12 protein-coding genes are annotated in these 14,356 nt (G+C 37.8%); 7 read left to right on the top strand and 5 right to left on the bottom strand.

Annotation, left to right across the window (positions count from 1 at the left end; genetic code table 11):
- Positions 1–143 precede the first annotated feature (143 nt).
- Positions 144–815 carry a TrmH family RNA methyltransferase gene (locus ACLJX0_RS00160; protein WP_410877568.1) on the bottom strand — a complete coding sequence of 224 codons (672 nt, stop codon included), beginning with the start codon at positions 813–815 and terminating at the stop codon, positions 144–146.
- A gap of 42 nt (positions 816–857) precedes the next feature.
- Between ACLJX0_RS00160 and ACLJX0_RS00155 the strand changes: the two genes are divergently transcribed.
- Entirely contained in the window at positions 858–1,559 is a 702-nt protein-coding gene (locus ACLJX0_RS00155) for an SIR2 family NAD-dependent protein deacylase (protein WP_410877567.1), read from the top strand.
- 33 nt (positions 1,560–1,592) lie between these two features.
- On the opposite strand, the gene ACLJX0_RS00150 is transcribed toward ACLJX0_RS00155, so the two are convergent.
- Positions 1,593–1,829 (bottom strand): hypothetical protein, encoded by a 237-nt coding sequence (locus ACLJX0_RS00150; RefSeq protein WP_410877566.1) that lies wholly within the window; start codon positions 1,827–1,829, stop codon positions 1,593–1,595.
- A 2-nt stretch (positions 1,830–1,831) separates the two neighbouring features.
- Complete coding sequence (locus ACLJX0_RS00145) at positions 1,832–2,992, bottom strand: class I SAM-dependent RNA methyltransferase (RefSeq protein WP_410877565.1); 1,161 nt, start codon at positions 2,990–2,992, stop codon at positions 1,832–1,834.
- A 94-nt stretch (positions 2,993–3,086) separates the two neighbouring features.
- Here ACLJX0_RS00145 and ACLJX0_RS00140 point away from each other — a divergent pair, with 94 nt between their 5' ends.
- From ACLJX0_RS00140 to ACLJX0_RS00125, 4 genes are all read left to right on the top strand, one after another.
- Positions 3,087–3,818, top strand: a complete 732-nt coding sequence (locus ACLJX0_RS00140; protein ID WP_410877564.1) for a class I SAM-dependent methyltransferase — start codon at positions 3,087–3,089, stop codon at positions 3,816–3,818.
- A 4-nt stretch (positions 3,819–3,822) separates the two neighbouring features.
- Positions 3,823–4,557, top strand: a complete 735-nt coding sequence (locus ACLJX0_RS00135; RefSeq protein ID WP_410877563.1) for a ZIP family metal transporter — start codon at positions 3,823–3,825, stop codon at positions 4,555–4,557.
- Positions 4,558–4,700: 143 nt separating this feature from the next.
- Positions 4,701–5,240 (top strand): DUF6452 family protein, encoded by a 540-nt coding sequence (locus ACLJX0_RS00130; protein WP_410877562.1) that lies wholly within the window; start codon positions 4,701–4,703, stop codon positions 5,238–5,240.
- Positions 5,206–6,066, top strand: a complete 861-nt coding sequence (locus ACLJX0_RS00125; RefSeq protein WP_410877561.1) for a DUF6048 family protein — start codon at positions 5,206–5,208, stop codon at positions 6,064–6,066. The genes ACLJX0_RS00130 and ACLJX0_RS00125 overlap by 35 nt, the downstream gene beginning before the upstream one ends.
- A 122-nt stretch (positions 6,067–6,188) precedes the next feature.
- Here ACLJX0_RS00125 and lpxD read toward each other — a convergent pair whose 3' ends face one another.
- Entirely contained in the window at positions 6,189–7,193 is a 1,005-nt protein-coding gene (lpxD, locus tag ACLJX0_RS00120) for a UDP-3-O-(3-hydroxymyristoyl)glucosamine N-acyltransferase (RefSeq protein ID WP_410877560.1), read from the bottom strand.
- 387 nt (positions 7,194–7,580) lie between these two features.
- Between lpxD and ACLJX0_RS00115 the strand changes: the two genes are divergently transcribed.
- A complete protein-coding gene (locus tag ACLJX0_RS00115; protein WP_410877559.1) occupies positions 7,581–9,266 on the top strand; it encodes an acyl-CoA synthetase in 1,686 nt (561 codons plus the stop codon).
- A gap of 464 nt (positions 9,267–9,730) precedes the next feature.
- A complete protein-coding gene (locus tag ACLJX0_RS00110) occupies positions 9,731–12,556 on the top strand; it encodes an FAD-binding and (Fe-S)-binding domain-containing protein (RefSeq protein WP_410877558.1) in 2,826 nt (941 codons plus the stop codon).
- Positions 12,557–12,635: 79 nt separating this feature from the next.
- Here the strand turns inward: ACLJX0_RS00110 and ACLJX0_RS00105 are convergent, their stop codons facing one another.
- Positions 12,636–14,024, bottom strand: coding sequence for a sigma-54-dependent transcriptional regulator (locus ACLJX0_RS00105; protein WP_410877557.1), 1,389 nt, complete (start codon positions 14,022–14,024; stop codon positions 12,636–12,638).
- Between the last annotated feature and the right edge of the window lie 332 nt (positions 14,025–14,356).

The raw sequence follows: 14,356 nt of genomic DNA, 5'->3' as shown, positions 1-14,356 counted from the left end.
TATCAAATAAAAAAAGGTTCAATCTAAACGATCGAACCTTTTTTTATACTGTATTTTTACTCTTCTCCCTTCTCTCATTTGCTCTTCGCGCGGTTTGCTCTCTGCTCAGTTTGTAATTCGTGTAGCTCACCAACTGTAAACCGTTAACCAAAATAGCGTTCCGTAACGAAATCAATGTCTTTAATAGACTTTCTTGCCCAGTCGATGCGTTTAGCTAACAATTCTTCTTCCGATAATTGCCATTGAATGGCAGATTCTCTCAATCGCGTACTTAAGCTTTGAATGATAATTGCGGCAGAAACAGAGATATTCAAACTTTCGGTAAAACCGACCATCGGAATAGTAATATAATCATCCGCTTGTTCTATAATTTCAGGAGATAAGCCCGATTTTTCTGTACCAAAAAAGATAGCTACCGGCTCTGACAAGTCAAATTTATCTAAGCTTTGTGCTGTACCGTGAGGCGTTGTTGCTACAATTTTATATCCTTTAGCTTTGATAGCATCAATACTGCCTTGTACCGAATTATAACGGTGAATATCCACCCATTTTTCTGCGCCAAGGGCAATTTGCTTATCAATTCGCTTGCCAAATTTCTGTTCAATCACATGAAGCCCCTGTACCCCAAAAACCTCACAACTACGCATAACTGCACTCGTATTATGCAATTGATACACATCTTCTGCCACCACTGTAATGTGGTTGGTTCGGTTCGCTAGAACTTCTTTGAATCGCTCTACTCGATTTTCCGTCAAAAAAGTTTCTAAATAAGCTAAGTATTCCTTGTCTTGAAATAGCTTGTTTGAAATATTCATTATATCTTTAGTTTTATTCAAAAAAGCAAAGGTAAGAATATTATGGAAAAACGTTTAGTGGTACTTTCAGGAGCGGGAATGAGTGCAGAAAGTGGCATCAAAACCTTTCGCGACGCGGATGGGCTTTGGGAAGGTCATGACATTATGGAAGTTGCTTCCCCTCTTGGTTGGGCCAAAAACAAGGCTGTGGTTTTACAATTTTACAACGATCGCCGTCGACAGTTGTTGACCTGCGAACCCAATGCGGCTCATCGCGCCATTGCCGAACTACAACAACACTACAAAACCACAGTAATCACCCAAAATGTCGATGATTTACATGAACGAGCTGGAAGTATGGATGTTATTCATTTACACGGAGAATTGCTCAAAGTACGCAGTGAGGTCAACGAACAACTCATCTACCCATGGACAACAGATTTAACTGCCTTAGACCACAATGAACATGGTCATGGATTGCGTCCACATATTGTGTGGTTTGGTGAGATGGTTCCCGAACTAGAACGTGCCATTCCTTATGTAGAAGCAGCTGATGTTATTTTAATTATCGGAACTTCATTACAAGTGTATCCTGCAGCCTCTTTACTTGATTTTGCCCAACCTGATGCACTTGTCTACTACATTGATCTACACCCCGCCTCTACCCAACACTTTAATCGAAAAATTGAAGTGATACCCGAAAAAGCTTCAGTAGGTATGGCGCAAATTCACGCTTCTCTCATTGAATTTAGTCAACTAATATAAAAAAAGGAAGCTTTAAAGCTTCCTTTTTTTATATTAGTTTAAGACTTTTACGCCTTTCAGAAAAATCCATTTCACACAGATTTTATCTCCTTCATCCGTTTTAAAAACTTTAAATTGTGGAGCCAAAACAGTTGCTACAATAGCACTAACAAGAGGCAACCATATTCCTGATAAATCAGTAAAATACGCCAAACCTACTCGCGCTAAAAGAAACAGCACGGCAAAACTCACAAATTGAAACAGTATTGTTTTCGTTCCTGCACTCATCATTTTTACTTTTGATTCATATATTTTCCTTTCTTACTTCCTTCATAAAGCTCGTATTTAGCCAAGCGCGCTTCTAATTTACCATTAAATAGTTTAATTTTTCTAGAAGGACGTAAGCCTACATATTTTAAAGCTTCAATATTAGCGGTAATAAACCAAGCATCTGTTCCTGGATATCCTTGCTTCAGTGTATCTCCTATTTCACGATAAAAACGCTCTAAATCAATATCCAAACGCTCCCCATATGGCGGGTTAAATACCATATGCAACGGTCCTTCCACTTCTTTAGCAGTATCAAAAAAGTTTAGGTTCTCCACTTTGATATACTCTTCTAAATTAGCATTGCGCACATTATCTTTGGCCTTCATAACCGCTGAAGGAGCTTTGTCATACCCTTGAATCGTATAGTGAAATTCACGGATGCGTTTAAGCAGCGAACTTTGGATTACTTCGAATAAATCGGCGTCCCAATCGTTCCAACGCTCAAAAGCAAATTCTTTTCGGTTGATATTTGCTGGGATATTACACGCAATCATTGCAGCTTCAATCAACAAAGTTCCTGAACCACACATGGGATCCATAAAATGGGTACGTCCATCCCATCCAGACAACAACAACATCCCTGCCGCTAACACTTCGTTAATTGGCGCAATATTCGTTGCAGTTTTATACCCTCTTTGATGCAAAGAAGCTCCAGAAGAATCTAGTGAAACCGTACATAAGTCACGTTGAATATGTACGTTAATACGCAAATCTGGAAAGTCTTTATCCACATTTGGACGCTTATCAAATTTAGCTCTGAACTGATCGACAATCGCGTCTTTTGCTTTTAACGATACGAATAAACTGTTGTTGAACTGATCAGAAAATACAGTAGAGTCAATCGCAAATGACTGATGAACTCCTAAATATTTGCTCCAATCAATACTTTGTATTCCCTTATAAAGATTGCCTTCGTTGTAAACTGCAAATTGTTTAATTGGAACTAAGATTTTCAAGGCTGTACGCAGCGCTAAATTGGCTTTATATAAAAATCCTTTATCTCCTTCAAAACTCACCATACGAGTTCCTTCCTTCACTTTTGTTGCTCCTAAAAGCTGTAATTCTTTAGCTAAAACCTCTTCTAACCCGAAAAGAGTCTTAGCTACCATTTTAAAATTTTCCATTTTTTATATCGCTATAAGGAATAATTATATTCGTTGTCCAAATGTGCAAAAATAAAGTAAATTTGCAAGCTAATAAAAGATTTAAATTAAAACTATGTCTGAACAGAAGAAAGCTTGGTATGCATCGTGGTTTGATACCCCTTACTATCACATTTTATATAAGGATAGAGATTATGATGAAGCACAACTTTTTATCGATAATTTAACCCACTACTTAAACTTAGCGGAAGATTCTAAAATTTTAGATTTAGCTTGTGGTAAAGGGCGTCATGCCATTTACCTCAACAGTTTAGGCTATGATGTGGTAGGTGCAGATTTGTCTGCTAACAGTATTGAAGCCGCTCAAGCTGCAGCAAATGAAACGTTACACTTTGAGGTACACGATATGCGTGAACCCCTAGAAAAAAAATACGATGCTATTTTTAACTTATTCACGAGTTTTGGTTATTTTAGTAATCCCGAAGATAACATCAAAGCATTAAAAGCCATGCACAACAGCTTATCTGACTACGGATTAGCGGTAATTGACTTTATGAATGTAAACAAAGTGATTGCTAATTTGGTTCCTTCCGAAATTAAAACCGTAGAGGGCATTGAATTTCACATTGAACGCAAAGTAGTGGATGGTTTTATCATCAAAGATATTCGCTTCCATGCAGATGGAGAAGATCACGCCTATTCAGAACGCGTAAAAGCATTTACCTTGGCTGACTTTGAAACGATGATGAGTGAAAACGAAATTTACTTACTCGATGTTTTTGGTGATTACAAATTAAGGAAATTTTATCCGAACGAATCTGATCGATTAATCATGATCTTTAAATAAGCCGATGGCGTATATTGTACCTCTACTAGCTGTAATTATAGGATATTTAATTGCACTACTGCTTCAACCAAAAAACAAGAAACACATCAAATTGTTGATGGCGTTTAGTGGTTCTTTTTTATTAACCATAACCGTAACTCATTTACTTCCTGATGTATATCACGCAGCAACGGATGGACTAGTTATGGGAGGTGAGCATTTACATGATCACACACACCATCACGATCACGGAGGCGCAGCGAGAATTGGCTTTTTCATCATGGCGGGTATTGTCTTTCAAATCATCCTGGAATATTTTTCGAAAGGCGCAGAGCATGGACATGTGCATGGACATGAAAAGATAGAGCGCATTCCTTGGCTGTTGTTTATCAGCTTGTGTATCCACGCTTTATTTGAAGGGATGCCCATTAGTCAACACAATGAGTTAGCCATTGGAATCGGAATTCATCATTTGCCTATTGCTATTATTCTTACAGCCTTTTTTATCAATGCTCAAATGAATAAAAAATGGGTATTTGTCTTTATGATGCTCTTTTCTATTATGACGCCGTTAGGTACCTTAATTTCTAGCAGTATTCCTTTCTTAAGTACATATTACGCTGAAATATCAGCTGTAGTTGTCGGGATTTTATTTCATATTTCGTCCACCATTATTTTTGAAAGTAACGAAGATCACAAATTCAATATCAATAAATTAATAGCGATATTATGCGGCGTTTTTGCCGCTTATTTCATATAAAAAGGCGGAAGTACTCTTCCGTCTTTTTTAGCTGTATAATTTTTATTCCTACTTAATTTCTAAAACCAATCCTAAGAATATAAATCGTTTGGTTTGTTTTTAGTATTTTTGGTGCTTATACGATTAGTTAGACTTATTCCGCTATGAAAAAAATAATGGTTATCGCTTCTTTTTTAGGCTTCGCTACATTTGCCTTTGTAGCTTGTGAGAAAGATGATATATGTGGTAAAGAAGAACCAACAACTCCAAACTACAAAATCCAATTCTTCAATTACGAAGATCAAGAAATTGCAAAAAACGGTTTGGTTGAAGCTTTTTCAATAGGTATATCAGACACGATTCGCAGTACAGGAAACACCCTTTTACTTCCGCTTCGCTTAGATCAACAACAGACAGATTGGGTATTGCAAATCAAAGAAACTAAGGGAAAAGAAACAATAATTCATCGCGATACACTGTCCTTAAAGTACAGAATAAATACCCATTACTTGAATAAAGCTTGTGGTTATGTTTCTACTTTTTCTTTGCTCCAAGATGGAAGTTCTCCTCTTTTGAATGGAAAACCCAATACAACAAAAGGCAATTGGATTAAATTATACCGAACAGAAACAAACGAAATAGATAACAATTTAGAAAATAACAACGAAGATGAAATTCAAGCTCATTTTAAAATATTTTACTAGCAGTTTAATGTTGTTTTTTTCTGTTGTTACCGTTGCACAAGAAGAAAACCAAAAGACAGAACAAAGTACAGAAACAGCCCATATGGTTGCTCAAGTACCCCCTAAATATCCACAGCGATATGGTTTACGCGTAGGAGCAGATTTGTTTCGTATTACGCGCTCCCTGTATGATAATACCTACAATGGATTTGAAGTAGTGGGAGATTACCGTCTAACAAAAAAACTATATGCTGTTGCTGAATTGGGACACGATAAGCTCAAAAAAACAGAAAGCACCTATGGATACACAACAAATGGGAGCTATCTGCGCATTGGGGTAGACTACAACTTACATGAAAACTGGCTAGATCGAGAAGATCAAATCTATGTAGGTGGCCGGTATGGCTTTTCAACATTCTCTCAAAACCTAGATTGGTATAAACCCTATACAACCAACCCGTATTTTGAGAATCCTGCTATTCCTATTAACAAGAAATACAGTGGTTTATCTGCCCATTGGGTAGAATTCGTTGCAGGCGTAAAAACGAGAGTATTCAACAATGTGTTTATGGGATTTAGCCTTCGTTTAACTGGATTACTTACCCAAAAGCAACCAGACGACTTTGAAAACTTATACATTCCCGGCTTTAACCGAAAATACAGTGGAGGTATTGGTGTCGGTTTTAATTATACGGTGAGCTACTTTATTCCTCTTTATAAATCCAATAAAAAGGCTTTCACCATTCCGGAGAAAGACACAAAATACGATTTAGAAGGAAACAAAATCGAATCAGAAGATTTGAGAATGATTCAGGAGAATAAACAAAAAGCAGGAGAAGATTTATAGAGTGCTTTTTTGTTGGATAGAGTATCTAAAATAAAGTTTTTTTGCTTTTTTGTACGCTGTTTTTTGTCCTCTTACAAAAAGCAAAAAAACAAAAAAAGCAAAAAAACTTTCATCGCATGCTATTATGATCCTTTACTATTGTAATTCTTAACCAATTGCTTTAAGAAAGCCCATTGTTTTAGCGTCGTTTTTGCTTCTAAGGCTGGATATCCCAATACGGTTTTACCCGCTTCTACATCGCCTGTAACGCCTGATCCCGCGCCAACTACTACACCATCGCCCAAGGTAACGTGATCTTTAATTGAAGCACTTCCGCCAATTACTACAAAATTTCCCAAGGTTACAGATCCTGCTAAACCACTATTTCCAGCCATGATACAACATTTTCCTAGTACGGAATTATGCCCAATCTGGACTAAATTATCTATTTTACAACCATCACCAATAATTGTTGCGCTAAACTTTCCGCGATCAACACAAGAGTTAGCTCCGATTTCAACGTAATTCCCAATTTCCACGTAACCGATTTGCGGGATTTTAACCAAGCCCGTTGCAGAAGGACAAAAACCAAACCCATCAGCACCTAAAACCGCATTGGGATGAATAATACAATTATGTCCTAGTCGGGTGCGCTCGCGAACAACGACTCCAGACCATAAAACCGAATGATCACCAATCACTGAATGATCTAAAATAGTTACATTCGGATAAACAACCACATTTTTTCCAATTACTACATGTTCTCCTATATAGCATCCTGCTCCAATTTGTGCGCCTTCTCCTATCTGAGCCGTTGCATCTATTGTCGCTTGGGGATGAATTCCCTCTTTCACTTGTGGCAATTTAGGGGCAAAAAAAGCAAGTAATTGAGACAAGGCAATATCGACATTATCTACCTTAATAAACGCACGATCTTCTCCTGGAACAATAGAAATATCGTGATTAACAATAGCAATACTCGCCTTAGAATTCGCCCACAAACGTTCGTATTTTTTATTTCCAATAAAAGAAATTTGACCATCTTGTGCTTTTTCCAATTGTTCTGCTGCGTGAATTTTCTTTACTGTTGTTCCTATGATGCTTCCATTTAACACATCATTTATTTCATTTAAGGAGTACGTCTTCATATTGTATGTAGTTTCTTGATTTGTACCAAAGAAAACGAAAATTCATTAATTATATTGCAGTAAATAATTGATTTGTTTCAAAATAATAAACTTATACTGTTTTTTAATTGAAAAATGAACATAAACCAGAATTGAATTAACATTACAATTCCTTCATTTTACTTAAATTTAAAATGACATATATTCTTTTTTAACATACTATCTGATTTAGTCATTTGTATTTCATGATATTTTTCTAAATCTCACAATTCGATTATTTTTTCATACTATTTCTCGTATACGCCCTTTTTCTGTTCTTATCTGCTTAAAAAAGAAAGAAATTTCGCTCCTTCGTCTTCAATTTCAAACCTTTTGTGTATCTTATCCTACCACAAAAAACCACAAAACATGAAAAATTTATTTACACGCATTGGAAATTACATTGCCGAAGAGAATTTTAATGCTTTACATGATCTACACGTTGAGAAACCAGCCTTTTTTAATTGGGTTACGGAGATATTCGAAGGAATTCACGTGACAGATACTCCCGACAAGACAGCACTTCTTTGGACGGATGGTACAACAACCGAACATTATACGTTCAAAACCCTGTATCATCGATATAATCAACTGTTGAACTTTCTGCGTAAAAAGGGAATACAACAACAGGATGTTATACTAACGCAACTGATGTTACAACGCATCAATTGGGTCACGCATCTTGCGGCAATTAAAGGCGGCTATCGCTTATCTCCAGCAGCTAGTATTTTGGGAGTACAGGACTTAAAATACCGTTTTGAAAAAATAAACCCCAAAGTAATCATAGCCGATAGCGATAATGTGGAAAAGATTGACGCAGCGGAACAAGCAGCTAAACTCAACATTCCGATTAAGATTATCCTTGATGGCCATCGCGAGGGTTGGTATCCTTTATCGGTTTTAGATGAACAGGAGACAGAAGCCGAAGCAGCTCAAACCAAACCAGATGACAATCTCTTCTTGTTCTTTACTTCGGGAACAACAGGAATGCCCAAAATTGTTTGTCATACGCAACTGAGTTATCCTATTGGCAATCTGACAACAACTTCGTGGATTGGGCTCAAAAAAGACGATATTCACTACAATATTTCTCAACCAGGCTGGGCTAAATTTGCTTGGAGTAGTTTATTTGCTCCCTGGAATGTGGGAGCTACAATTTTTGCTTTTCATACCAAAGAACGCTTTAATGCTTCAAAAACGCTCTCCTTAATCGAAAAACACAAAATCACAACACTCTGCGCTCCTCCTACAGTACTGCGATTTTTTATTCAGGAAAACCTAGCCTCTTACCGCTTTAGCTTACGACAATGTGTAGCAGCAGGAGAGCCCTTAAACCCTGAAATTATTGAAGAATGGTATGAAGCAACTGGTTTGTATATTCGCGATGGATTCGGGCAAACCGAAAGTACCTGTATGGTTGCCAATTATCCCAACGCCCGCTTGAAATATGGATCCATGGGGAAACCTACCTTTTTATATGATATTATCATCACTGACGACGAAGGAAACGAAGTTCCACTCAACGAAGAAGGTAATATCTGTGTCAAAACCAATACGGGTAAAGTGAATGGTATTTTCAAGGAATATATGTACGACAAAGAGCGACAAAAACAGGTTTTTAAGAATGGCGTTTATTTTACTGGAGATAAAGCCTATAAAGACGAAGATGGCTACATCTGGTTTATCGGACGCGATGACGATGTAATTAAAGCATCTGATTACCGTATCGGCCCTTTTGAAGTAGAAAGTGTGTTACTAGAACACCCGCTAGTAATTGAATCTGCCGTTGTTGGAAGCCCTCATGAGGTTAAAGGATTTGAAGTCAAAGCTTTTATCATCATTAAAGATATCAAACAAGCCAATGCTGCTCTAGCCACTGAATTGTTTCAATTCTCACGCCAGCATCTCGCTCCTTATAAGATGCCACGTAAAATTGAATTTGTTACAGAATTGCCAAAGACAATCAGCGGAAAAATAAAACGCGTAGAACTGCGCGCGCTACAAGCTGAACGCATTGCCAAGAAAATAAAGGTGGATTTAGAGTTTGATTATTAGGGAATGATGAGGATTGGGTGAGAGTTGGGTGAGATTAGGTGGGGGTTTTGTTTAGGTTTCCTGGTAGTTTTGTTCGGTAAAAGTGGCTTTGAGCTTAGTAAAACCGCTGTTTTATTGAACAATTACCGAACAATTACCGAACAAATACAAAACAAAGCTAAAACAGAGTATTTGTAACTATCTGATATAATTTAACTCTTTTACTAGGAAGGAAAATAACCGTATTTTAGGGTATTTCTTCCCTAAATAGGAAGAATTGGATAAAGGGAGCTGTTTTTTTGTTCTTTGTTGTTTGGCTTTTGATTAAGTCGTGTACATGAAATAATTATCCTACAAATCCTCACCAAAGGCGGATTGCCATCCGCCCCTACATAGTATATATACAAATTTCACACACTCACTATCCACCACTCCCTAATCGCCATTTTTATCGTAACTTTCTACTATCCAAAAAAATCGTTGTTATGTTATCGGAAAACTATGCTGCTTTTGTTCGCGAATTGGAAAACACGATTCCCGCCCAACAAATCATGACCCATCCCATTCAAACCCTTGCCTATGGCACAGATGCGAGTTTTTATCGCTTGGTTCCTCAAGTGGTTGTAGAAGTTAAAAACGAAGCAGAAGCAGTATCTGCCATTGCGTTGGCCTACCATATGCAGTTGCCGATTACCTATCGTGCAGGTGGAACAAGTTTATCTGGACAAGCAATAACGGATTCCATTTTATTGGTGGCGACTCATCACTGGAAGAACTATAGCATTGAGGAGGATGGATTACGCGCTACTTTTCAACCGGGTATTATTGGTGGAAGAGCCAATATTTTACTCGCTCCTTATGGCCGTAAGATAGGTCCTGATCCTGGTTCTATTCACGCGGCAATGATTGGTGGAATTGCAGCCAATAATGCTAGTGGCATGTGTTGTGGAACCGCTCAAAATTCCTATAATACAATAGCGGATATTCGCCTTGTATTTTACGATGGAACGATACTCGATACCGCAGATTCAAAAAGCAAACAACAATTCGAAATCAAACATCCAGAAATTCTGGCAGAATTACAAGCCATTCACAACGAAATACAACAAGATTCCACACTATACGAACGAATCCAGCGCAAGTATAAAATTAAGAATACCACAGGCTATAGCTTAAATGCGTTTATCGATTATCAGGATCCGTTTGACATCCTCAAGCACCTCATAATTGGATCGGAAGGAACACTTGCATTTATTTCCACCATCACGTATAACACCGTCATCAATTATCAAAAAAAAGCGTGTACCTTACTGGTTTTCGACTCCATTGCAACGGCTTGTCAGGCGGTTCCTTTTTTAAAGAAAAGCCCCGTAGCTGCAGTGGAACTATTGGATCGAAACAGCATTCGCTCAATTGAAAATGAACCTCAGGCACCCGCTTATTTTAAAACACTTCCCGCATCCGCTTGCCTCTTGCTGGTCGAAGTACAAGCGAATAGTCAAGAAGAAATAGCACGTAAACAAGAGGAAGTACAACAAGCCTTAGCCTCCTTTTCGACATTAGCGCCATTTGTCTTCACCTCGGATCCGAAAGAATACGCCTTCAATTGGAAAGCACGCAATGGTTTATTACCTACTACAGGAGCCCTGCGAGCAACAGGAACCACTTGCATTATTGAGGATGTGGCTTTTCCTCTCGATCAATTAGCAACCGCAAGTATAGCTTTACAGCAACTATTTACCCGTTATCAGTATAATGATGCCGTTTTATTTGGCCATGCTTTAGAAGGCAATTTACACCTGGTATTTTCTCAAGACTTTAGCACGCCTGCTTCGGTACAGCGGTATGCTGACCTTATGGATGAGCTCGTTCATTTGGTCGTACATCAATTTGACGGATCATTAAAAGCCGAACATGGAACAGGTCGGAATATGGCTCCCTTTGTTGAAAAAGAATGGGGAGCACAGGCTTACGCCTTAATGCTTCGAATTAAACAAGTCTTCGACCCCCATCAAGTCATTAATCCTGGCGTGATGATTAATACCAATCCGCATATTCACCTAGAAAATTTAAAAGCGACACCTGCTACGCATCCAATTGTAGATAAATGTATTGAATGTGGTTTTTGCGAATCACACTGTGTATCGGAGGGACTAACTTTATCTCCTCGTCAACGCATTGTCGTAGGTAGAGAAATTGCGCGTTTAGAGCAAACCCATGAAAACCCACTTTTACTCCAACAACTTCGCCAAAAAGCACAATACTACCTCGATGATACCTGTGCCACTGATGGTCTATGTGCTATTGCTTGCCCTGTTAAAATTGACACAGGGAAATATGTCAAAAGTTGGCGTTCCGACCACCTCACGGCTAAAAATCATCAGGATGCACTTTATTTCGTGGAACATTTAGATCGCGTTACCCAACTGGGGCGCTATAGCTTAAAATTCGTTCGCTTTTTTCAAAATACGTTGGGTAATCGTACCATGTTGCGTCTAGCTACCCAAATGAGAACCTGGAGTAAGGATCGAATTCCCCAATGGAATCACGCGATGCCAACAGGAACGAAAACACGTGTACACCCTGTGATTTCAAATACATTATCTCCGCGAAAAGTAGTGTATTTCCCGTCTTGCATCAATCGGACTATGGGGACATCCAAAGATTACAACTCCAGTGATTTAGATGTAAAGGACTTAACCGTCTTGCTCTTACATCGTGCGGGTTATGAGGTTATCATTCCTGAGAACATAGAAAATCTTTGTTGTGGCATGCCCTTTAGCAGTAAAGGTTATCAAGAAGAAGGACTACAAAAATCAACGACCTTAGAAACAGCCTTAGAAACCGCCTCGGTACAAGGGAAATACCCCATCCTATTCGATATGAGTCCGTGTTATTACACCTTTCACGACCAGCATGCGAAAAGTAATTTTTCGTTTTATGATCCAATTGAATTTATACTCGACGTAGTGCTTCCGGAGTTATCTATTAAGCACCCCCGAGAGGAGGTAACAATTTTCCCTGTTTGTTCCGTTAAAAAACTAGGCTTAGAAGAAAAACTCATCCGTATTGCTAAGCAATGCGCTAAAAAAGTAAACTATATTGATAGCAACTGCTGTGGTTTTGCAGGAGACCGTGGATTTACTTTTCCCGAATTAAATCAACATGGAACGAAAGACATCGAAAAACAATTACCTGTTACTTGCTCCGATGGATTCTCTACGAGTCGCACCTGTGAAATAGGTTTAACTGCCAATAGCCATTGTAGCTTCAAATCGATTTTTTATTTGATCGAAGAGGTAACCCGATAACATTAAATTATTTTACTTGATTAAATAAATATTTGCACAAAAAAAGGCATCTAGTTAAGTAGATACCTTTTTAATTGAATTATAACTCAATATTGTACAATTTCATTTTATTGTATAGCGTTTTTCTATCAATACCCAACAATTGAGCCGCTTTCGTCTTATTGAATTTTACTTTTTCTAAGGCGGTTCGTATCGCTTGTTCTTCATTGCGAGAAGAAAACAGTTTTAAATCTCTTTCTTCTTCCTGTGGTGCATCAGAAACGATTGGTTTAGGAGCAAATATTTCATCGGGCAACACTTCTTTTTCGATGTAGTCTTCTTTGGTTAATAGAACCGAGCGTTTGATGATATTTTTCATTTCGCGCAAATTTCCAGGCCAGTCATAGGTTAAAAAAATGCGTTCTACTTCACTTGAAAATCCTTTAACTTCTTTTTCTAGCTCTTGGTTTGAGTGTTTTAAAAAGTGTTTCGCAAAGGATAGTACATCACTTCCTCTATCGGTCAATCGAGGAGCAACGATACCAAATTCGTTCAAACGGTGGTATAAGTCTTCTCTAAACTCTCCTTCGCGAACGGCTTTAGGCAAATCTTCATTGGTGGCAGCGATTACGCGAATATCCACATCAATTTCGTTACTACTTCCAACGGGTTTTACTTTTCGTTCTTGTAAAGCGCGTAACAGCTGAATTTGTACCTCATAGGATAAGTTTCCTACCTCATCTAAAAATATAGTTCCTCCATTTGCCGCTTCAAAATGCCCAATTTTATCTGTAACAGCTCCAGTAAAAGATCCCTTGATGTGGCCGAAAAATTCACTTGATGCTAGATCTTTGGGAATAGCCCCACAATCTACAGCGATATATGGCTTTTTGCTTCGCTTGCTTAACAAGTGAATGGAATGGGCTATATTTTCTTTTCCAGTACCACTATCCCCAATAATTAAGACAGACATATTGGTTGGAGCAACCAATTCGATATATTCTTGCAACTGTAACGATACTTTACTATCTCCTGTTACATATTCTTCGAGAGCAATTTCGTCCATGCTTGACGACGTAGATGTCGATGCTTGCGTTTCATGTTTCCCCTTCTCTTCTCCCTTATTTTTCTTATCTAAAGCCTGTTTGATGGTTAAGACAATTTCATCGGGGTTAATGGGTTTAGCTACATAATCAAAGGCACCTAATTTCATAGCATTTACTGCTGTTTTGATTTCGGTATAGCCCGTCATTAGAATCACTTGAGAAGTGATACATTTTTCTTTAATGTATTTCAATAATTCAATTCCATCACTATCAGGGAGTCTCACATCCGTTAAAACAATATCATAACACGTATCATCAATTGCTTTCTTGGCATCTAAGGAATTAAAGGCGTTTGTAACAACAAAACCTTTTTTAGTTAAAAAGGTTTTCAACATTTCGCAAAATGGTACATCATCGTCTATAACAAGAACTTTATGACTCATATTTTATCCGTCTTTATTTAGGGCTAAAGACAAATTTAATATAATTATTTTGTAGAAACTAACAAGTAGTAAAACTTTAACCAATATCGATAGTTAGTTTACGGCTTACAGCTTACGATGGACAGTAGATAAAATCTTTTCTTTTTCCTAATAAAACAGTAAAAGGGAGCCTGAGCCCCCTATTTACCTGAAGATTTCTCTTCTTCACCTTACTAACGATCTAACCTATTACCTTGGTAGGTAATAAAATTTCTTTAAAACAAACACTTAATTTTCTTTTTCTAGCAATTAAAGTTGATTCCTCAACTTATTTGTTTTTTGTATAACACCTT

Source organism: Myroides sp. DW712 (genome assembly GCF_046557355.1).
GTDB lineage: Bacteria > Bacteroidota > Bacteroidia > Flavobacteriales > Flavobacteriaceae > Flavobacterium.
Note: the sequence above shows the minus strand (reverse complement) of the source record. Positions and strands in the feature narration are given on the sequence as shown.